The organism is Siminovitchia sp. FSL W7-1587, from assembly GCF_037963795.1.
Lineage (GTDB): Bacteria > Bacillota > Bacilli > Bacillales > Bacillaceae_C > Siminovitchia > Siminovitchia thermophila.
Genome location: NZ_CP150169.1, coordinates 2,356,673 through 2,378,156, shown reverse-complemented (window position 1 = coordinate 2,378,156; position 21,484 = coordinate 2,356,673). Strand labels below are relative to the sequence as shown.

The window sequence follows — 21,484 nt, the reverse complement described above, 5'->3', positions numbered from 1 at the left end:
TTTTGAGAGCTAAATGGTATCCTTACACAGAAAAAAAACACCTCTCAGCTTTGAGAAGTGTTTGGTTGAATCACAACGTATCTGTTGGGTTCTTCCCCTTTTGACACGGTTTGTACACCACGGTGATCCGCCAGCACAGTATGTATAATCTTTCGCTCGTAATTTGGCATTGGTTCCAGCTTTATCGGCTCGCCTTCATGAACTGCTTTTTGCGCAAGGCGTTCCGCCAGGCGGGCCAACGTTTCTTTTCGCCTTTCCCGGTAATTTTCCGGATTTAAAATGACTCTTATATAATGCCCTGAATGGCGATTGGCAACAAGTTGTGTCAAATATTGCAAAGAATTGACGGTTTGTCCTCTTTTCCCGATTAAAAGCCCCATTTTTTCACCAGTGATGTTGACAAATACGTTGCGATCATCTTCTTGAACCGTTTCAATGTTTGCTTCAATGCCCATATTCCGAAGGACATTTTGCAAAAAATCCACGACGGATTCAATGGCGCCCGGCTTCAACGTTACTTTAACGACAGCCGGACGAGAACCAAAGAGCCCGAATAGCCCCTTTTTTCCTTCATCGACAATTTGAATTTCCACTTGATCTTTTGTTGCATTCAGTTGAGCCAAAGCTGATTGTACTGCTTCTTCCACGGTTTGTCCGTTGGCAGTGACTTGTTTCACTTTTTAGCTCCCCTCACCTTTCCCTCATTCGTCGTCGATTTTTGAACGACAGGCGGTTTTATAAAATACGTTTGGACGATCATAAAAATATTTCCGACTACCCAGTATAAGGAAAGTGCCGCCGGGAAATTGATTGCAAAAATCAAAATCATTACTGGCATGATGTACAGCATCATTTGCATTTGCGGATTTTGGCCTTCCATTCCGGCCATCATCATTTTTTGCTGCAGGAAAGTAGTCAGTCCCGCAATAATCGGAAGTAAAAACAAAGGATCCGGCTTTCCGAGATCAAACCATAAAAATGTGTGGGTAGCAATTTCTTCCGTACGAATAATCGCTTGATAAAACCCGATTAAAATTGGCATTTGGATCAGCAACGGAAAACAGCCTGCCAGCGGATTCACACCATGTTTTTGAAACAGCTGCATCATTTCCTGCTGAAGCTGTTGCTGGGTTTTTGCATCTTTTGAGCTGTATTTTTCCCTTAATTTTTGCATTTCCGGCTGAAGTGCTTGCATTGCTTTTGAACTTTTGGTTTGTTTGATCATCAGCGGCAATATCGCTAACCGAATGAGAATCGTGACAATCACTATCCCCAAACCGTAACTGTTGCCGAACATTTCAGCTGTGGTCGTTATCAGCCATGATAAAGGATAAACGATATACTTGCTCCAAAAACCAGTGCTCTCGGATGTAATCGGCACAGGGTTTTCAATCGTCGAACAGCCTGCTGCGGTGATGACGAGAAACAGCAATGCTGACAATAAAAATATTTTCTTCTTCAAAACTTTATATCCTCCCTGTGTATCAGAATAACGTATCGATGATAACAGCTCTATCCGTTATTTTAACACTTTTCTCCGCTTCTGTTCATTTATTATCATTTGATTCTTTTCGTATGCTTTTTCCCAGCAGGAGCACATGTTCCAAACTCTTTTTAATGGAATGATAATCCATCTCGGCCGCCGGTTTCCTGGCGATGATAACATAATCTTTCATGGGACTCACACGTGTTTGATTCTCTTGGAAAAATTGCCTGATATATCGTTTGATTCGATTTCTCGTCACCGCATTTCCGATTTTTTTACTGACGGATAATCCGATCCGAAAATGCCCCTGATCTTTCTTTTCTAGTATGTAGACGACGAATTGCCGATTGGCAACCGACGCCCCTTTTCTAAAAACAGCCTGAAACTCCGTATTTTTTTTAATTCTGAATGTTTTCTTCATTCATCCACCTCAAAAGCTGAGCCCCGTTCTCTCATCTATTAGAAAAAAGACCACTGAGACGTTTCAGTGGTCTACGCGGATAAAACTTTTCTTCCTTTACGACGGCGAGCAGCCAAAATTCTTCGGCCCGTTTTCGTGCTCATGCGCACACGGAAACCATGAACTTTACTTCTTTTACGTCTATTTGGCTGGAATGTTCTTTTCATTATAGTAACACCTCCTCGAGGGTTGGATCATTCTCGTTTAAGACAGTCTTACTAATTATAAAGATGTCATAGAAAGATTGTCAACCTTCCCCTTCATTTTTTCCATCCATTTTAATCCAACACGAGCCTGTTGATGAATTGTGAGTTCATTATTTCTTATTCACAATATTTATCGACAAGTTTTTCACAAACCAAGGGCTGTTAATAATTATTTTTTACCGTTTTTTAGCATTGTGGATAATCTTTGGCACTCATTGCAGGACCATGCTTAATTTGATATGATAATAGTGTTTTACTTGTGGATGCCCTATCTCAATCCTCATCATTATCCACAGATTGTGGATAGAATGTGGATTGTTTATAAACCTCCATTGCATATCTTTGTCCACAAGAAGTGGATATTGTCGAAATACCCGTTTTCTACTATTATATACTTTTCCACAATTTCTTTTCTTGGAAAGGAACCAATAAGTCGGGATCTACTAAAATAAAGGGGGGTAAATGTTGGAAAACTTGGCCGATCTTTGGGACCAGGTCCTGAAGAATATTGAACAAAAAATTAGCAAGCCCAGTTTTGATACATGGCTTAAATTTACTGAAGCCTATCGTTTGCAAGGTGAAACTTTAGTAGTCGCAGCTCCCAATGAATTTGCCAGGGATTGGTTAGAGGGACGCTATGCGGATTTAATTTCTAAACTTTTATATGAAATTATTGGAGAAAATTTGGAGGTAAAATTTATCATTCCCCCTGAAAATGAAGAGGAAGCAAGCAAAACACCGGCTGCTCCACATCCAGTACAAGAAATTCATAGGAAAGAAAACTACCAAAATATGCTGAATTCCAAATACACGTTCGATACCTTCGTTATTGGCGCCGGGAACCGTTTTGCCCATGCAGCATCCCTCGCTGTTGCCGAAGCTCCGGCCAAAGCTTATAACCCGCTCTTTATTTACGGTGGGGTCGGGCTTGGAAAAACACATTTGTTACATGCCATCGGTCATTATGTATTAGAGCACAATCCAACGGCAAAGGTTGTCTACCTGTCATCCGAAAAATTTACAAATGAATTTATTAATTCGATCCGAGACAATAAAGCCGATGATTTTAGAAATAAATATCGAAATGTAGATGTGCTTTTAATAGATGATATTCAATTTTTGGCCGGAAAAGAACAAACTCAGGAAGAATTTTTCCATACATTTAACACGCTCCACGAAGAAAGCAAACAAATTATCATTTCGAGCGACAGGCCGCCAAAAGAAATTCCGACATTGGAAGACCGCTTGAGATCCCGCTTTGAATGGGGGTTGATCACAGATATTACGCCTCCTGATCTGGAAACAAGAATCGCCATTTTAAGAAAAAAGGCAAAAGCGGACGGGTTGGACATACCGAATGAAGCTATGCTGTACATAGCCAATCAAATCGATACGAACATTAGGGAACTGGAGGGTGCGTTAATACGCGTTGTCGCTTACTCATCCCTTATTAATAAGGACATTAATGCGGATTTGACTGCTGAAGCATTAAAGGATATTATTCCCAGCTCCAAACCAAAAGTCATTACTGTTCTCGATATCCAGAAAGTGGTTGGAGCCGAATTTAATGTGAAACTTGAAGATTTTAAAGCGAAGAAAAGAACGAAATCAATCGCTTTTCCAAGACAAATTGCCATGTACCTGGCAAGGGAGCTTACGGATCTCTCCCTCCCGAAAATTGGCGAAGAATTTGGCGGCCGTGATCATACCACGGTCATTCACGCTTATGATAAAATATCAAAGCTATTGGAAACAGACGCCGATTTACAGTCTATTATTCAAAACATCAAGGATTCTCTTAAAAGTTCACATTGAGGATTATGTGCATAACCGGAACATGGACATGCACAACTTGTACACATGTGAATAAGGCGAGATTTCCAATCATTCACATATTTATCCACATATCCACAACGCCTACTACTATTACTACGATTTTTTTATTAAAAAATAATATATATAAAGCTGAAGTGAGGGAATAAAAATGCAATTTACCATTCAGCGGAATCGGCTCGCGGACAGTGTCAATCATGTCATGAGGGCTGTTTCTTCAAGAACAACCATTCCTATCTTGACGGGAATTAAAATCGTCGCCACAGAAGATGGCATTACTTTTACTGGAAGTGATTCCGACATTTCCATCGAATCTTATATACCTGTTGAAGAAAATGGCGATAAATTGATTGATATGGTTCAACCCGGTGGCATTGTCCTGAATGCGCGTTTTTTCGGAGATATCGTCAGAAAACTACCAAAGGATACAGTAGAAATGAAGGTGGAAGATTCGAGGCAAGTACTCATCCGTTCCGGAAAAGCAGAGTTCTATCTAAACGGGCTTGACCATAAGGAGTACCCCCTTCTTCCCCAAGTATCGGATGAAACTGTATTTTCCATGCCGGGCAATCTTTTGAAAACATTAATCAGACAAACAGTGTTCGCAGTGTCCACCTCAGAAATACGCCCGATCTTGACAGGTGTAAACTGGCACATTGAAAATGGGTCACTTACCTGCGTTGCCACCGACAGCCACAGACTGGCCATGAAGACATCACCAGTCGATTTACCGGAAAACGAAAGTTATCAAACGGTTATCCCTGGCAAAAGCCTTACTGAGCTTAGCAAGATCCTGGATGATAATGACCAACCGGTCAATATTTTTATTACCGATAACCAGGTCCTTTTTAAAACCAAAAATATTCACTTTTATTCACGCCGGTTGGAAGGAAATTATCCTGATACATCTCGACTCATTCCAGCGGAATATAAGACAAATATTGTTCTTGAAGGCAAATTGTTTAATGACGCCATTGACAGGGCTTCGTTGTTGGCCCGGGAAGAAAGAAACAATGTGGTCAAACTTACATCACTTGAGGGAAACATGATTGAAATCTCTTCCAATACACCCGAAATCGGCCATGTATCGGAGCAAATTCCCATTCATTCACTTGAGGGTGAAGCTTTAAATATTTCGTTCAGTGCGAAATACATGATGGAAGCCCTCCGCGCTGTGGAAGGCAATGAAATTACCGTCAGCTTTACGGGCGCCATGAGGCCTTTTATTATTAAATCTGTAGAAGATCCGACCATTTTGCAACTTATTTTGCCTGTTCGTACTGCGTAAGACAGCCTGCCCCTTGAGGCAGGTTTTTTATATCCATCCAAGGAATGATCGTTGTCTGCTCTTTTTTCGTTTAATGATTTTAACATCGTTGGCGGCGCCCCCCGTATTCTTTGTCATGAGCGTAAATCTTTAGTAAAATAAAGGTATGAGATCATAAACGGAAAGAGTGAGAGCGTGGAAACAAAAATTGTCATTCAAACGGACACCATCACACTTGGTCAATTTTTAAAGCTTGCCGATCTGATTGATTCAGGCGGAATGGCCAAGTGGTTTTTGAGCGAGCATACCGTCTTGGTCAATGGAGAACCTGAGCAAAGGCGCGGTCGCAAGCTCTATGAGGGTGATCGTATCGAAGTGCAGGGAGCGGGAAGTTTTCTTGTTGCCCATTAAAGGATGTCTTTTCCATGTATATTGAGCAATTGGAATTGGAAAATTTTAGAAATTATAAAACACTCTCACTTTCTTTTGAAAATAAAGTCAATGTGTTCGTTGGAGAAAATGCCCAAGGAAAAACAAATGTCATGGAAGCCATTTACGTTTTAGGCATGGCCAAGTCCCATCGAACTTCAAATGACAAGGATTTGATACGATGGGATGAAGAGTATGCTAAAATAAGGGGCAGGATTCAAAAAAAGAGCGGGTCTGCTCCCATGGAGTTAACGATTTCCAAAAAAGGAAAAAAAGCCAAATTTAACCATATAGAGCAAAGGAAATTAAGCCAATATGTTGGAAATATGAATGTTGTGATGTTTGCGCCTGAAGATCTCCATCTTGTCAAAGGGAGCCCTCAAGTAAGGCGTCGTTTTATTGATATGGAAATTGGCCAAGTATCTCCCCTTTACCTTTACCATGTAGGCTTATACCAAAAAATTCTGCAGCAGCGAAACCAGTATTTAAAACAATTGCAAATGAAAAAACAAACGGATCAAACATTTTTGGATGTATTAACAGAACAGTATATTGACATTGCTGTCAAAATTATTCAGAAGCGTTTTGAGTTTGTGCGAATCCTCGAAAACTGGGCAAAGCCGATTCATTCCGGTATTTCCCGAGGCCTTGAGTCCCTCACGATTCGGTATAAACCATCTCTGGATGTATCAGAACAGGCCGATTCGTCCAAAATGGTAACAACATTTGAGGAAAAACTTTCCACTTTAAGGAATAGAGAAATAGACCGGGGAATCAGCCTGATTGGCCCGCATCGAGATGAAATATATTTTTATGTTAACGGGCGAGATGTTCAAACGTTTGGCTCACAAGGCCAGCAACGCACTGCTGCCCTCTCTGTCAAACTGGCCGAAATAGAACTCATTTTTGAGGAAGTTGGTGAATACCCGATATTGCTTCTTGATGATGTTTTATCCGAATTGGATGATTTTCGCCAATCCCATTTGCTAAATACCATTCAGGATAAAGTTCAAACGTTTGTGACAACAACGACAACGAGCGGGATTGACCATGAAACGATAAGAGAAGCGACCAGTTTTTCAGTTCATAACGGCAACATCACGAGAGTGGAATGAGGAGGACCTTGTATGTATGTTCATGTAGGTGATGATACATTGGTCCGTTTGAGTGATATCATTGCCATTTTAGATATGCAGACAGTCAATGAGTCTGAGCCGATGCAAGATATGTTGGAAAAGAAAAAAGAGAGTGTGGTCAATATTGCGGACGGCCCTTATAAATCGCTCGTAATTACACCGAATCATATGTATCTCACCCCTGTCGCCCTCGCTACTTTAAAGAAAAAAGCAATGAACGATACAAGATGAACAATATGTTTGATTCATTTTAAAATAGATGGAAAGTGCAGGTGAATCGTTCATGTCAATGGAACAAGAGGCCATTCAAAAACAGTACGACGAAAAACAAATCCAGGTGCTTGAAGGGCTTGAAGCGGTTCGCAAGCGTCCCGGGATGTATATAGGTTCAACAAGCATAAAAGGTTTGCACCATCTCGTATGGGAAATTGTGGACAACAGTATTGACGAAGCGATGGCTGGATATTGCAATGAAATTAATCTCATTATTGAAGAAGACAACAGCATTACCGTTAAAGACAATGGGCGTGGAATACCAGTGGGTATTCATGAGAAAATGGGCCGCCCGGCAGTTGAAGTTATTCTGACCGTCCTCCACGCCGGCGGAAAATTTGGCGGAGGCGGATATAAAGTTTCCGGAGGCCTTCACGGTGTTGGCGCATCGGTCGTCAACGCGTTGTCCAGCGAGCTTGAAGTATATGTACATTTGAACGGAAAAATTCATTATCAAAAATATAAAAGAGGCGTACCCCAATTTGATTTGAAAATCATCGGTGATACAGACCAAACAGGAACCGTCATTCACTTCAAACCGGATCCGGAAATATTTACGGAAACGACTGAATTTGATTTTGAAACCTTATCTACCCGTACCCGGGAACTGGCCTTTTTAAACAAAGGATTAAAATTGACGATTGAAGATAAGCGCGAGGAACCCAAAAAGCTCGAATTCCACTATGAAGGCGGGATTATGTCTTATGTAGAGCACTTGAACAGAGCGAAAGAAGTGCTTCACGAGGAACCGATTTACATCGACAGTGAGCGCGATGAGATCGCCATTGAAATTGCCATGCAGTACAACGACGGGTATGCAAGTAATATTTATTCCTTTGCAAACAATATCCACACATATGAAGGTGGCACGCATGAATCGGGATTTAAGGCTGCTTTGACAAGAGTCATTAACGACTATGCCAAAAAGCATCAAATCATCAAAGAAAATGATGGCAATTTGTCAGGAGAAGACGTCCGGGAAGGTTTGACCGCCATCATTTCCATCAAACATCCAGATCCGCAATTTGAGGGACAAACGAAAACGAAACTTGGAAACTCAGAGGCCCGTACGATCACGGACGCTCTTTTCTCAGAGCACTTTGAGAAATTCCTTTTGGAAAATCCGACACTTGCAAGGAAAATCGTCGATAAAGGTTTAATGGCCGCCAGAGCGAGGATGGCGGCTCGAAAAGCGCGTGAACTAACACGGCGAAAAAATGCATTGGAAATATCCAGTCTTCCAGGGAAGCTCGCGGACTGCTCTTCCAGAGATCCTGAAATCAGTGAATTATATATTGTGGAAGGAGACTCCGCCGGCGGCTCCGCGAAACAAGGGCGGGATCGGCACTTCCAAGCTATTTTACCCCTAAAGGGAAAGATTATTAATGTTGAAAAATCCCGTCTTGACCGCATTCTGTCCAACAATGAGGTGCGGGCGATCATTACGGCTCTTGGCACTGGAATCGGAGACGATTTTGACATTTCCAAAGCCCGATACCATAAAATAGTGATCATGACGGACGCGGACGTGGATGGCGCCCATATCCGGACGCTGTTGCTTACGCTCTTTTACCGTTATATGCGGCCATTGATTGAAGCGGGTTATATTTATATAGCCCAGCCCCCGCTTTATAAAATCAGCCAAGGGAAAAAGGAATTATATACCTATTCCGATCGTGAATTAGATGCTCTGATCGCAGAGTTGCCGGAGCAGCCAAAACCGATTGTGCAAAGGTATAAAGGACTCGGAGAAATGGATCCCGAGCAGCTTTGGGAAACGACGATGGATCCGAAAGCGAGGACGCTCCTGCAGGTGACCTTGGAAGACGCCATTGATGCAGATGAAACATTTGATATGCTCATGGGTGAAAAAGTGGAACCGCGCAGGTTGTTTATCGAAGAGAATGCAATATACGTAAAGAATTTGGATATTTAATTTTTGCCGGTTAAAAGCTTGTGAGAATCCTCACTTGCTTTTTTCGGGATAAGGGAGGTTTTAGCATGACAGATATGCCTGAATCAAATGTGAAGGAAATCAATTTAAGTCAGGAAATGCGTTCATCCTTTCTCGACTATGCGATGAGCGTCATCGTCTCCCGCGCCCTTCCCGATGTCCGGGATGGATTAAAACCTGTTCATAGGCGGATATTATATGCCATGAATGACCTTGGGATGACAAGTGATAAAGCTTATAAGAAGTCAGCGCGGATCGTTGGGGAGGTTATCGGAAAATACCACCCTCACGGAGATTCGCCTGTTTATGAAACGATGGTTCGGATGGCGCAAGATTTCAGCTACAGGTACATGCTTGTGGACGGACATGGGAACTTTGGTTCCATTGATGGCGACTCGGCGGCCGCCATGAGGTACACCGAGGCCAGGATGTCTAAGATTTCGATGGAGCTTGTACGGGACCTAAATAAAGACACGATTGATTATAAAGAGAACTATGACGGTTCGGAAAAAGAGCCGGTCGTGTTGCCCGCCCGTTTTCCAAACCTGCTTGTCAACGGCTCTTCCGGGATTGCCGTAGGAATGGCAACGAATATTCCTCCCCACCAACTTGGTGAAGTTATTAACGGCATTCTGATGTTGAGCAGGGACCCTGAAATAACGATTCAAGAATTGATGGAATATATTCAAGGACCGGATTTTCCGACAGCGGGACTGATCGTGGGAAGAAGCGGTATCAGAAGGGCTTACGAGACAGGCCGTGGCTCCATTATTATGCGGGCCCGGGTTGAGATTGAAACGAAATCAAACGGAAGGGAAACGATTATCGTCCATGAGATTCCCTTCCAAGTGAATAAGGCAAGGCTTATCGAGCGAATTGCCGAACTGGTGCGTGAAAAAAAACTGGACGGCATTACTGAGTTACGGGATGAATCAGACCGTTCCGGCATGAGAATTGTCATGGAAGTCCGCAGGGATGCCAACGCAAATGTTATTTTAAATAATCTATATAAAATGACGGCCTTGCAAACGAGTTTTGGTATTAATATGCTGGCGCTTGTGGACGGACAGCCGAAAGTGTTGAACTTAAAGCAATGCTTGGAACATTATTTGGAACATCAGAAAGTCATCATTCGCAGGCGAACAGAATTTGAATTGAGAAAAGCGGAGGCCCGTGCCCATATTTTAGAAGGATTAAGAATCGCCCTTGATCATATTGATGCCATCATCAGCTTGATCAGGGGGTCGGAGACAACCGACATTGCCCGAACCGGGTTAATGGAACAATTCAACTTGAGCGAAAAGCAAGCTCAGGCGATTCTTGATATGCGGCTTCAGCGCTTGACCGGTCTTGAAAGAGAAAAAATCGAAGATGAATATCAGCAACTTCTAAAGCTGATTGCGGAATTAAAAGGCATTCTGGCTGATGAAGAAAAAGTGTTGCAAATTATTCGCGATGAATTGACGGAAATTAAAGAGCGCTTTGATGATGGCCGCCGGACTGAGATTGTTTCCGGTGGAGTGGGACACATCGAAGATGAAGATTTGATTCCAAGGGAAAATGTTGTCATCACGTTAACCCATAACGGTTATATCAAGCGGCTGCCCATTTCCACATACCGTAGCCAAAGACGGGGCGGCCGGGGTGTTCAAGGAATGGGAACAAATGAAGATGATTTCGTAGAACATTTACTTACGACGTCTACTCATGACACCATCCTTTTCTTTACAAACAAAGGAAAAGTGTATAGGAAGAAAGGTTATGAGATTCCCGAGTACAGCCGGACGGCCAAGGGACTGCCGATCATTAATATGCTGGAGATCGATAAAGGTGAGTGGATCAATACAATCATCGCCGTGGAAGAAGTCCTGGAAGACTGGTTCTTGTTCTTTGCGACAAAAGAAGGAATTGTTAAAAGAACGCCGGTATCAGCCTTTGCCAACATCCGAAATAATGGACTGATCGCCCTGAACCTTCGGGAAAACGACGAACTTATTTCGGTAAAACTAACGGATAACGATAAAGATATCGTGATTGGAACTAAGAACGGACTGCTCATCCGCTTTCCTGAAACAGATGTACGCCCAATGGGAAGAACGGCAACTGGCGTAAAAGGGATTAATTTAACCGAAAACGATGAAGTTGTTGGAATGGAAATTCTCGAGGAGGACCACGATGTTCTTGTCGTAACAAAAAATGGCTACGGCAAGCGGACGCCAGCAGCTGATTACCGGATACAATCCCGCGGTGGAAAAGGTCTAATTACTTGCCATATTACCGAGAAAACGGGAAGTGTCGTTGCTGTAGAAACGGTTAAAGGTGATGAAGACCTGATGTTGATCACTGCCGGCGGCATTTTAATTCGTATGGCGGTTGAAGATATTTCCGTCATGGGCCGTAATACACAAGGTGTCATTCTGATCAGGCTTGATGAAGAGGAATCTGTCGCCACGGTCGCAAAAGTAGAAAAAGCCGAAGGAATTGAAGAAATATCAACAACGCCGAGTGATGAAGAAATCACAGGTGAAGAATTGTACGAATAAGCAATGCGGAGCATCGGATCATTCCCCGATGTTCTTTTTTTGAAAAAATGGATATACGGGCTGCTTGTATTTGGATTATTAAGAAATATTTTTGATGTTCAATTGTAAATATTAGTTCGTACGTTTATCATTTTGACTAGCTACTTATCAAGAGTAAATTGAAAAGTGACATAAAAAACCAGGCGCAAGGCAACAATTGCAACTACAGGCTACGGAACAGATTGCAAAACGGGCCCAAACGGACATTGTGGATTGGATAGCGACATCTTGACAATGGTTTGGAACGGACTGTAAGGGTTATCAGTGAATAATATCTATGATGGCGAGGATTTAGGCAAAAGTTTGAAAGCAATCGCTCAAGGTTTTAATCGTTTAGTGAAATATAAAAAACCGCAAAAAATTTAATTGGGTACATGCAAACAATTGATGAAGTGGCCGTTAATAAGATTGACATCTCTTACAACCAGCACATGTTGTGTGAAAAAACACGTGCTTTTATGATCCGAACACTATATCAATCAAAAGATCTAGGGGCTTATGCTACTTGTAAAAAGTGGAAAAACAGTCCAAAGGCACCTAAAATCTTTAAAACTTTTTGTGCAGCAAAAGGGTGGTAATCAATATGAGTAATTTGGAATTAGTAAGTTTTTTAGTATTTATTTTAGTCGGTGTAAAGTTGATAAATTTATTAATTTCAATGATTCTTACTAGAAATATTGATGTTATTAAAAAGAGAAAAAAGGGATTTCTATATGATTACACTAAAATGAAATTAGGGGAAAATATTTTTAATAACAGATAAAGATGTATAGTATGATGTTCCGAAATTTTGGCGGTAAATCCCAACCATTAATCAAAGAAAATCGGAGCTTAAACTGAAAGGTATGTTGATGGCGAACTTGAACTTGATGATTTGAGAAAAATGATAATGGCAAAAAATAAACGAAATGAAATACAAGAGATACGAGGGAATTTATCATATCTTTTTATTTTGTTTTTTTGCTCGGCGAGCATTAGAGGGAGGGTCAAAGGGGAATTAATTCCCCTTCGGTGCGGCTTCGCCACGGTCTTAGCCCTCGGCAGAGCGCACGTTTTGGCAAGTGGAAACATCTTATCCTCCTCTAAATTTTAATCCCATAAAAATTTTAAAAAACCTATTGCCAAGCAAGTGAAAAGGTGTTATATTAATAATCGTTGTCTGAACGAGCGAGAGCGTCGCGATAAAAAAGATTTTAAAAAGTTGTTGACATCTTCTCGTCAGATTGATATACTAATAAAGTCGCTCAAAAGAGCGGCGCCAAGTTTGATCTTTGAAAACTGAACGAAACGAAACGTCAATCAATAATTGATTAGTCAGCTTTAATTATGAGCTAACCAAACTTTACATGAGAGTTTGATCCTGGCTCAGGACGAACGCTGGCGGCGTGCCTAATACATGCAAGTCGAGCGGACAAAAGAGGAGCTTGCTCCTTTTTAGTCAGCGGCGGACGGGTGAGTAACACGTGGGCAACCTGCCTGTAAGACTGGGATAACTCCGGGAAACCGGGGCTAATACCGGATAATTTCTTTTTCCGCATGGAGAAAGGATAAAAGACGGCTCTGCTGTCACTTACAGATGGGCCCGCGGCGCATTAGCTAGTTGGTGGGGTAACGGCCTACCAAGGCAACGATGCGTAGCCGACCTGAGAGGGTGATCGGCCACACTGGGACTGAGACACGGCCCAGACTCCTACGGGAGGCAGCAGTAGGGAATCTTCCGCAATGGACGCAAGTCTGACGGAGCAACGCCGCGTGAGTGATGAAGGTCTTCGGATCGTAAAACTCTGTTATCAGGGAAGAACCCGCATCGGAGTAACTGCCGGTGCGTTGACGGTACCTGACCAGAAAGCCACGGCTAACTACGTGCCAGCAGCCGCGGTAATACGTAGGTGGCAAGCGTTGTCCGGAATTATTGGGCGTAAAGCGCGCGCAGGCGGCTTCTTAAGTCTGATGTGAAAGCCCACGGCTCAACCGTGGAGGGTCATTGGAAACTGGGAGGCTTGAGTGCAGAAGAGGAGAGCGGAATTCCACGTGTAGCGGTGAAATGCGTAGAGATGTGGAGGAACACCAGTGGCGAAGGCGGCTCTCTGGTCTGTAACTGACGCTGAGGCGCGAAAGCGTGGGTAGCGAACAGGATTAGATACCCTGGTAGTCCACGCCGTAAACGATGAGTGCTAAGTGTTAGGGGGTTTCCGCCCCTTAGTGCTGCAGCAAACGCATTAAGCACTCCGCCTGGGGAGTACGGCCGCAAGGCTGAAACTCAAAGGAATTGACGGGGGCCCGCACAAGCGGTGGAGCATGTGGTTTAATTCGAAGCAACGCGAAGAACCTTACCAGGTCTTGACATCCCGATGCCCGCTTTAGAGATAAAGTTTTCCCTTCGGGGACATCGGTGACAGGTGGTGCATGGTTGTCGTCAGCTCGTGTCGTGAGATGTTGGGTTAAGTCCCGCAACGAGCGCAACCCTTGATCTTAGTTGCCAGCATTAAGTTGGGCACTCTAAGGTGACTGCCGGTGACAAACCGGAGGAAGGTGGGGATGACGTCAAATCATCATGCCCCTTATGACCTGGGCTACACACGTGCTACAATGGATGGTACAAAGGGCCGCGAGACCGCGAGGTGGAGCGAATCCCATAAAACCATTCTCAGTTCGGATTGCAGGCTGCAACTCGCCTGCATGAAGCCGGAATCGCTAGTAATCGCGGATCAGCATGCCGCGGTGAATACGTTCCCGGGCCTTGTACACACCGCCCGTCACACCACGAGAGTTTGTAACACCCGAAGTCGGTGGGGTAACCATTTGGAGCCAGCCGCCGAAGGTGGGACAGATGATTGGGGTGAAGTCGTAACAAGGTAGCCGTATCGGAAGGTGCGGCTGGATCACCTCCTTTCTAAGGATAATTGAAATGTGGAGGCGACTGCTCGGCTGCGACCGGCGCTGTAGCTTCTGACGAAAAGTCCGCAGGACTTTACAGAAGAAGCGAAGCGATCTCGAGCAGCCAGGAGCCGCAACTGGACATTTCCAATAGATACAAATTGACGCTTTCGTTTCGTTTAGTTTTGAGAGGTCAAACTCTTTAAATCCCAAGTGGGCCTGTAGCTCAGCTGGTTAGAGCGCACGCCTGATAAGCGTGAGGTCGGTGGTTCGAGTCCACTCAGGCCCACCATCCCACATTTGGTAATAAAAATGGGGATTTTTCTACTTTATGGGGCCTTAGCTCAGCTGGGAGAGCGCCTGCTTTGCACGCAGGAGGTCAGCGGTTCGATCCCGCTAGGCTCCACCATATTTGTGGCCTTTGCGATATTGTAGCCGAGGGAGGACTTGGTTGCTATTAGCCGCAAAATTGCATAAATGTGCTGATGAATCACACCATGTGATTGAGTTCAGCCTACTTCGTTCTTTGAAAACCGGATAACATGAGAAGAAACAAACCGAGAATCGTTCACCTTATGGATGATCCATTATGGAGCAACCATGAGAAGTGTAAAACCTTTAGGTTTGAGTGTCAGTATCACTCAACCAAGGGCAACGAGAAGCGAGAAGATCAAGGAAGCGACCGAATGAGCACCAGAGCGCACTACGAGTGCGTGATGACGTGAATGAGGGAGCTGACACAGAGATTCGACGCTAATCGTTGACCGAAAAAAAGATTAAGTTAATAAGGGCGCACGGTGAATGCCTTGGCACTAGGAGCCGATGAAGGACGGGACGAACACCGATATGCTTCGGGGAGCTGTAAGCAAGCTGATCCGGAGATTTCCGAATGGGGAAACCCACTGCCAGTAATGAGGCAGTATCCATTTCTGAATCCATAGGGAATGGAAGGCATACCCGGGGAACTGAAACATCTAAGTACCCGGAGGAAGAGAAAGAAAAATCGATTCCCCCAGTAGCGGCGAGCGAAACGGGAAGAGCCCAAACCGAAAGGCTTGCCTTTCGGGGTTGTAGGACACTCAAAGTGGAGTGACAAAGGAACGGCGTAGACGAAGCGGCCTGGAAAGGCCGGCCAAAGAAGGTAACAGCCCTGTAGTTGAAACGTCGTTCCCTCCCGAGTGGATCCTGAGTACGGCGGGACACGAGAAATCCCGTCGGAATCCGGGAGGACCATCTCCCAAGGCTAAATACTCCCTAGTGACCGATAGTGAACCAGTACCGTGAGGGAAAGGTGAAAAGCACCCCGGGAGGGGAGTGAAATAGAACCTGAAACCGTGTGCCTACAAGTAGTCAGAGCACAATAAGTGTGATGGCGTGCCTTTTGTAGAATGAACCGGCGAGTTGCGATTTCATGCAAGGTTAAGTTGAAAAGACGGAGCCGCAGCGAAAGCGAGTCTGAATAGGGCGCAAGAGTATGAGGTCGCAGACCCGAAACCAGGTGATCTACCCATGTCCAGGGTGAAGGTCAGGTAACACTGACTGGAGGCCCGAACCCACGTATGTTGAAAAATGCGGGGATGAGGTGTGGGTAGGGGTGAAATTCCAATCGAACCTGGAGATAGCTGGTTCTCTCCGAAATAGCTTTAGGGCTAGCCTCAAGGTGAGAGTATTGGAGGTAGAGCACTGTTTGGACGAGGGGCCCTCATCGGGTTACCGACTTCAGACAAACTCCGAATGCCAAATACTTATCCTTGGGAGTCAGACTGCGAGTGATAAGATCCGTAGTCGAGAGGGAAACAACCCAGACCACCAGCTAAGGTCCCCAAGTATACGTTAAGTGGAAAAGGATGTGGAGTTGCTTAGACAACCAGGATGTTGGCTTAGAAGCAGCCACCATTCAAAGAGTGCGTAATAGCTCACTGGTCGAGTGACTCTGCGCCGAAAATGTACCGGGGCTAAACGTATCACCGAAGCTGTGGATTGCAATAGCAATGGTAGGAGAGCGTTCCAAGCGCGGCGAAGTCGTCTTGAAAGAGGCGGTGGAGTGCTTGGAAGTGAGAATGCCGGTATGAGTAGCGAAAGAAGGGTGAGAATCCCTTCCACCGAAAGCCTAAGGTTTCCTGAGGAAGGCTCGTCCGCTCAGGGTAAGTCGGGACCTAAGCCGAGGCCGAAAGGCGTAGGCGATGGATAACAGGTTGAGATTCCTGTACCGCCTCATTGCCGTTTGAGTGATGGAGGGACGCAGGAGGATAAGGCAAGCGCGCAGCTGGAAAAGCGCGTCCAAGCAGTAAGGCCGGTAAGTAGGCAAATCCGCTTACCGTGTAGGCTGAGCTGTGATGGCGAGGGAAAAAAAGTACCGAAGTTCCTGATTCCACACTGCCGAGAAAAGCTTCTAGCGAGGCAATAGGCGCCCGTACCGCAAACCGACACAGGTAGGCGAGGAGAGAATCCTAAGGTGAGCGAGAGAACTCTCGTTAAGGAACTCGGCAAAATGACCCCGTAACTTCGGGAGAAGGGGTGCTTTTTAGGGTGAATAGCCCTGAGAAGCCGCAGTGAATAGGCCCAGGCGACTGTTTAGCAAAAACACAGGTCTCTGCGAAGCCGTAAGGCGAAGTATAGGGGCTGACGCCTGCCCGGTGCTGGAAGGTTAAGAGGAGAGGTCAGCTTAGGCGAAGCTTCGAATTGAAGCCCCAGTAAACGGCGGCCGTAACTATAACGGTCCTAAGGTAGCGAAATTCCTTGTCGGGTAAGTTCCGACCCGCACGAAAGGCGCAACGATCTGGGCACTGTCTCAACGAGAGACTCGGTGAAATTATAGTACCTGTGAAGATGCAGGTTACCCGCGACAGGACGGAAAGACCCCGTGGAGCTTTACTGTAGCTTGATATTGACTGTCTGTGCAGCTTGTACAGGATAGGTAGGAGCCATGGAAACGGGAGCGCCAGCTTCCGTGGAGGCAACGGTGGGATACTACCCTGGCTGTATGGACCGTCTAACCCGCGACCCTGATCGGGTTGGGAGACAGTGTCAGGCAGGCAGTTTGACTGGGGCGGTCGCCTCCTAAAAGGTAACGGAGGCGCCCAAAGGTTCCCTCAGAATGGTTGGAAATCATTCGCAGAGTGTAAAGGCAGAAGGGAGCTTGACTGCGAGACCTACAAGTCGAGCAGGGACGAAAGTCGGGCTTAGTGATCCGGTGGTTCCGCATGGAAGGGCCATCGCTCAACGGATAAAAGCTACCCCGGGGATAACAGGCTTATCTCCCCCAAGAGTTCACATCGACGGGGAGGTTTGGCACCTCGATGTCGGCTCATCGCATCCTGGGGCTGTAGTCGGTCCCAAGGGTTGGGCTGTTCGCCCATTAAAGCGGTACGCGAGCTGGGTTCAGAACGTCGTGAGACAGTTCGGTCCCTATCCGTCGCGGGCGCAGGAAATTTGAGAGGAGCTGTCCTTAGTACGAGAGGACCGGGATGGACGCACCGCTGGTGTACCAGTTGTCTCGCCAGAGGCATAGCTGGGTAGCTATGTGCGGAAGGGATAAGTGCTGAAAGCATCTAAGCATGAAGCCCCCCTCAAGATGAGATTTCCCATTGTCTGGCTTGCCAGGCAACGTAAGATCCCTGAAAGATGATCAGGTAGATAGGTCCGGTGTGGAAGTGTGGCGACACATGGAGCTGACGGATACTAATCGATCGAGGACTTAATCAAACGAAAAAGCGTAGGACGCTCGTCCATCGCTGTAGCTCACTGGAGCTTCTGGCGGAAAAGTCAATCGACTTTGCCAGAAGAAGCGAAGTGACGCAAAGCGATAGCGTCCGGAGCTGGATTGAACACGAAGCGCAAAACGGTTCTCGGACTTCTTCTCATGTATCCCGGTTTTGAGAGAATGAATCTCACAACAACATATGTCTGGTGACGATAGCGAAGAGGCAACACCCGTTCCCATCCCGAACACGGAAGTTAAGTTCTTCAGCGCCGATGGTAATGAGGGGTTTCCCCTTGTGAGAGCAGGACGTTGCCGGGCAAACAGGACATCCATATTAATGGATGTCTTATTTTAGTTTATTTAAAAAGTATTGAAAGATATAAAGAAACTCAATGTAAGCGAGGATCAGAAGGACCAAGAAGATCAAGGAATCAAGGGAGAGAGACTCGCAATGGGCAATGCCCATGAGAATCGAGCGAGTGCAGATGACGAAGAGATTCGCCGGTCATCATGATCCGCAGCCCGAACACGGAAGTTAAGTTCGCGCGCCGATGGTAATGAGGGGTTTCCCCTTGTGAGAGCAGGACGTTGCCGGGCAAGCGAAAACATAGAGTGGATACGCTCTATGTTTTTTCATTACCCGTTAAATAATCAAGAATCATTTGTGGACTTTTTTCAGCCGTAATATTTAAAAAAGCATGGATGAATGGATAATCAAGATCAGATGCCGTTTTTATGAGGTCCATCCACCACTCCGTTTCATAACGGGCGATCATGCTTAAATTAAATAGGAGCAAATAGTGAATCAAAAGGTCGGGAAGAAGAATGGCGGCTTGTAAGGAGGAGCCAAGTCCAAATTTCTCTTTAAATATGTGATAACGAAAAGGCGGAAAGAAGTTCGTCCGCTTGCCGTCAATGAGAATCTCTGTTTCCTTCTCTTTGTTTTCAAGCCAATAAATCATTTCAGGATGCTTGCTATCTAAAAATTGTTTTAACCTCTGAACACTTATATGATAGTTCAGCGCTAATTCAGCAGGGATTGTCCAAATATTGCCGGGGAGTTGCTTCAGTAGCATAAAATTGCTTTTACCGCTCGTAAATAAGTACAGGTCGTCCAGTTCCGGAACTTGAGCCAGTAACTCCCCCATTTTATATTTCTCTCCTTCCAAGTGTTTTAGTTGATACATTTGCTCTGAAAAATAGGTGCATAAGCCGTTTTTTTGAACTTTTACTTCATCTTCCAGAAATTGATAGTTCCGCTTTTTCCTTTTTCGTGCAGAAACGCCGTGAGCCAAAACAGAGGTTGTGCCGGGATAGTTTGGGTCCACTGTAAGAAGGCATGCCTTTAATAAATGAATTAATCCATAATAAAGCAATATAGGTCTGATGGAAAATGGCGATTGGTCAGCTTGGGTGTAGTATGTTTCGCCTTGTTCTAAATAGTACATAAATGGGTAACAATTATCATAGCTTTTTCTTTCGGCATCCTCTATATGGTGGTTTTCATATTTTCTTTTTAAATAAGTTTGAACTGTAGTTGCCGACCGAAAAAAATTGAATTGCATCCATATTTTTTTGTATGTTGACAGACAAAACACCTCCGAATAATTAGAAAAATTGAACATCACCCATTAACCTTGACAGTATTTTAACCAATTGATAACCTACTAATAATATTTTGGGCAGGGGGACGAAAAAAAATGTGGGAGTCAAAGTTTGTAAAAGAAGGATTAACATTTGATGATGTGTTGTTAATCCCGGCTAAATCTGAGGTCTTGCCGAAAGAAGTTGATTTGAGTACAAGCCTGACAGACAGCCTAAAGCTGAACATCCCTATTATCAGTGCAGGAATGGATACTGTTACCGAGTCAGACATGGCCATTTCCATGGCACGCCAGGGCGGTCTGGGTGTCATTCACAAAAATATGAGCATTGAACAACAGGCCGAACAAGTCGATAAGGTAAAACGGTCTGAAAGTGGCGTGATAACTGATCCGTTCTTCTTGACCCCGGAACATCAAGTGTATGATGCCGAGCACTTAATGGGGAAATATCGGATTTCAGGAGTCCCGATTGTTAATAATGAAGAAGACAAAATATTGGTCGGCATTATTACAAACAGGGATATGCGTTTTATTCAGGATTACTCTCTTCCAATTACCGAAGTCATGACGAAAGAAAATCTTGTTACGGCATCTGTCGGAACTTCCCTTGCCGAAGCGGAAAAAATACTTCAGGAACATCGTATTGAAAAATTACCTTTGATTGATGATAAAGGAGTCCTGAAAGGATTAATTACTATCAAAGATATAGAAAAAGTGATCGAATATCCAAATTCCGCAAAGGACGAAAAAGGCCGTCTGCTTGCAGGCGCCGCAGTCGGGATTGCGGCAGACACATATAAGCGGGTAGAAGCGCTTGTCAATTCACAGGTTGATGCCATCGTTGTTGACACGGCCCATGGCCATTCAGCCGGTGTGTTAAAAACTGTCCGGGAAATTCGTAAGCTATATCCCCATTTGAACTTGATTGCTGGTAACGTTGCAACAGCAGAAGCGACGAGGGAATTGTATGAAGCGGGTGCGGATGTTGTAAAAGTGGGCATTGGACCGGGTTCCATATGTACAACCCGCGTTGTAGCAGGAATTGGTGTCCCGCAAATTACAGCTATTTATGATTGCGCGACAGAAGCGAGGAAGCATGGAAAAACGATCATTGCTGACGGGGGCGTTAAATATTCCGGCGATATCGTGAAGGCTCTTGCTGCAGGAGGACATGCTGTCATGCTCGGAAGCTTGCTTGCCGGAACGTCGGAAAGTCCAGGAGAAACAGAAATTTTCCAAGGTCGTCGTTTTAAAGTATATCGTGGCATGGGATCGGAAGGCGCCATGCAAAAAGGATCGAAGGACCGTTATTTCCAAGAAGATGCGAAAAAGTTTGTCCCAGAAGGAATCGAAGGACGCGTTCCTTATAAAGGGCCGCTCGCAGATACCCTTTATCAACTGACTGGAGGTCTTCGAGCCGGAATGGGTTACTGCGGTGCCGCCGACTTGGAGTATTTCCGTGAAAATGCCCAATTTATCAAAATGACCGGTGCCGGACTTCGTGAGAGCCATCCGCATGATGTGCAGATTACGAAAGAAGCGCCAAACTACTCATTATCATAAAAAAATGGCAAAAGCCCTGATGAATCCAGTGAATGGGCTTTGCTTTTTTTTTGTTATGAAACTGAAAAGAAGACAGCCTACTCAACGATGTTTTTCTATGTTAAAATGACA

General features: G+C 44.8%; 14 protein-coding genes, 2 tRNA genes and 3 rRNA genes. 14 read left to right on the top strand and 5 right to left on the bottom strand.

Annotated elements, in window-relative coordinates; translation table 11 throughout:
* Positions 1-44: 44 nt before the first annotated feature.
* From jag to rpmH, 4 genes are all read right to left on the bottom strand, one after another.
* Positions 45-677: an RNA-binding cell elongation regulator Jag/EloR gene (gene jag / locus NST31_RS11200; RefSeq protein ID WP_077109404.1), complete on the bottom strand. Its 633-nt coding sequence runs from the start codon at positions 675-677 to the stop codon at positions 45-47.
* Positions 674-1,462 carry a YidC family membrane integrase SpoIIIJ gene (gene spoIIIJ / locus NST31_RS11195; RefSeq protein ID WP_077109405.1) on the bottom strand — a complete coding sequence of 263 codons (789 nt, stop codon included), beginning with the start codon at positions 1,460-1,462 and terminating at the stop codon, positions 674-676. Before spoIIIJ ends, jag begins: the two co-directional genes overlap by 4 nt.
* Before the next feature lie 85 nt (positions 1,463-1,547).
* On the bottom strand, positions 1,548-1,907 hold the full coding sequence (gene rnpA, locus NST31_RS11190; protein ID WP_077109406.1) for a ribonuclease P protein component: 360 nt from the start codon (positions 1,905-1,907) through the stop codon (positions 1,548-1,550).
* 71 nt (positions 1,908-1,978) lie between these two features.
* A complete protein-coding gene (gene rpmH / locus NST31_RS11185) occupies positions 1,979-2,113 on the bottom strand; it encodes a 50S ribosomal protein L34 (protein ID WP_077109407.1) in 135 nt (44 codons plus the stop codon).
* Between the two features lie 504 nt (positions 2,114-2,617).
* On the opposite strand from rpmH, the gene dnaA reads away from it, so the two are divergent.
* From dnaA to rrf, 13 genes are all read left to right on the top strand, one after another.
* Positions 2,618-3,967, top strand: coding sequence for a chromosomal replication initiator protein DnaA (dnaA, locus tag NST31_RS11180; RefSeq protein WP_077109414.1), 1,350 nt, complete (start codon positions 2,618-2,620; stop codon positions 3,965-3,967).
* A gap of 169 nt (positions 3,968-4,136) precedes the next feature.
* Positions 4,137-5,273: a DNA polymerase III subunit beta gene (dnaN, locus tag NST31_RS11175; protein ID WP_077109408.1), complete on the top strand. Its 1,137-nt coding sequence runs from the start codon at positions 4,137-4,139 to the stop codon at positions 5,271-5,273.
* Positions 5,274-5,447: 174 nt separating this feature from the next.
* Entirely contained in the window at positions 5,448-5,663 is a 216-nt protein-coding gene (gene yaaA / locus NST31_RS11170) for a S4 domain-containing protein YaaA (RefSeq protein ID WP_077109409.1), read from the top strand.
* Between the two features lie 14 nt (positions 5,664-5,677).
* Positions 5,678-6,796 carry a DNA replication/repair protein RecF gene (recF, locus tag NST31_RS11165; RefSeq protein ID WP_077109410.1) on the top strand — a complete coding sequence of 373 codons (1,119 nt, stop codon included), beginning with the start codon at positions 5,678-5,680 and terminating at the stop codon, positions 6,794-6,796.
* 12 nt (positions 6,797-6,808) lie between these two features.
* Complete coding sequence (locus tag NST31_RS11160; RefSeq protein ID WP_077109411.1) at positions 6,809-7,048, top strand: extracellular matrix/biofilm biosynthesis regulator RemA family protein; 240 nt, start codon at positions 6,809-6,811, stop codon at positions 7,046-7,048.
* A 58-nt stretch (positions 7,049-7,106) separates the two neighbouring features.
* Positions 7,107-9,026, top strand: a complete 1,920-nt coding sequence (gyrB, locus tag NST31_RS11155) for a DNA topoisomerase (ATP-hydrolyzing) subunit B (protein ID WP_077109415.1) — start codon at positions 7,107-7,109, stop codon at positions 9,024-9,026.
* A 65-nt stretch (positions 9,027-9,091) separates the two neighbouring features.
* Positions 9,092-11,587 carry a DNA gyrase subunit A gene (gene gyrA / locus NST31_RS11150; RefSeq protein ID WP_077109412.1) on the top strand — a complete coding sequence of 832 codons (2,496 nt, stop codon included), beginning with the start codon at positions 9,092-9,094 and terminating at the stop codon, positions 11,585-11,587.
* 622 nt (positions 11,588-12,209) lie between these two features.
* Positions 12,210-12,389 carry a hypothetical protein gene (locus NST31_RS11145; RefSeq protein ID WP_077109413.1) on the top strand — a complete coding sequence of 60 codons (180 nt, stop codon included), beginning with the start codon at positions 12,210-12,212 and terminating at the stop codon, positions 12,387-12,389.
* A gap of 579 nt (positions 12,390-12,968) precedes the next feature.
* Positions 12,969-14,519, top strand: a 16S ribosomal RNA gene (locus NST31_RS11140).
* Positions 14,520-14,718: 199 nt separating this feature from the next.
* A tRNA-Ile gene (locus NST31_RS11135) sits at positions 14,719-14,795 on the top strand.
* 41 nt (positions 14,796-14,836) lie between these two features.
* Positions 14,837-14,912: transfer RNA gene (locus NST31_RS11130), tRNA-Ala, on the top strand.
* A gap of 365 nt (positions 14,913-15,277) precedes the next feature.
* Positions 15,278-18,208: ribosomal RNA gene (locus NST31_RS11125) — 23S ribosomal RNA — on the top strand.
* Between the two features lie 200 nt (positions 18,209-18,408).
* Positions 18,409-18,524: ribosomal RNA gene (gene rrf / locus NST31_RS11120) — 5S ribosomal RNA — on the top strand.
* Together the 16S, 23S and 5S rRNA genes with 2 tRNA genes alongside form the textbook arrangement of a ribosomal RNA operon.
* Positions 18,525-18,829: 305 nt before the next feature.
* On the opposite strand, the gene NST31_RS11115 is transcribed toward rrf, so the two are convergent.
* Positions 18,830-19,831 carry a YaaC family protein gene (locus NST31_RS11115; protein ID WP_083717535.1) on the bottom strand — a complete coding sequence of 334 codons (1,002 nt, stop codon included), beginning with the start codon at positions 19,829-19,831 and terminating at the stop codon, positions 18,830-18,832.
* Between the two features lie 75 nt (positions 19,832-19,906).
* Between NST31_RS11115 and guaB the strand changes: the two genes are divergently transcribed.
* Positions 19,907-21,373 (top strand): IMP dehydrogenase, encoded by a 1,467-nt coding sequence (gene guaB, locus NST31_RS11110; RefSeq protein WP_077111898.1) that lies wholly within the window; start codon positions 19,907-19,909, stop codon positions 21,371-21,373.
* The last annotated feature ends 111 nt before the right edge of the window (positions 21,374-21,484 follow it).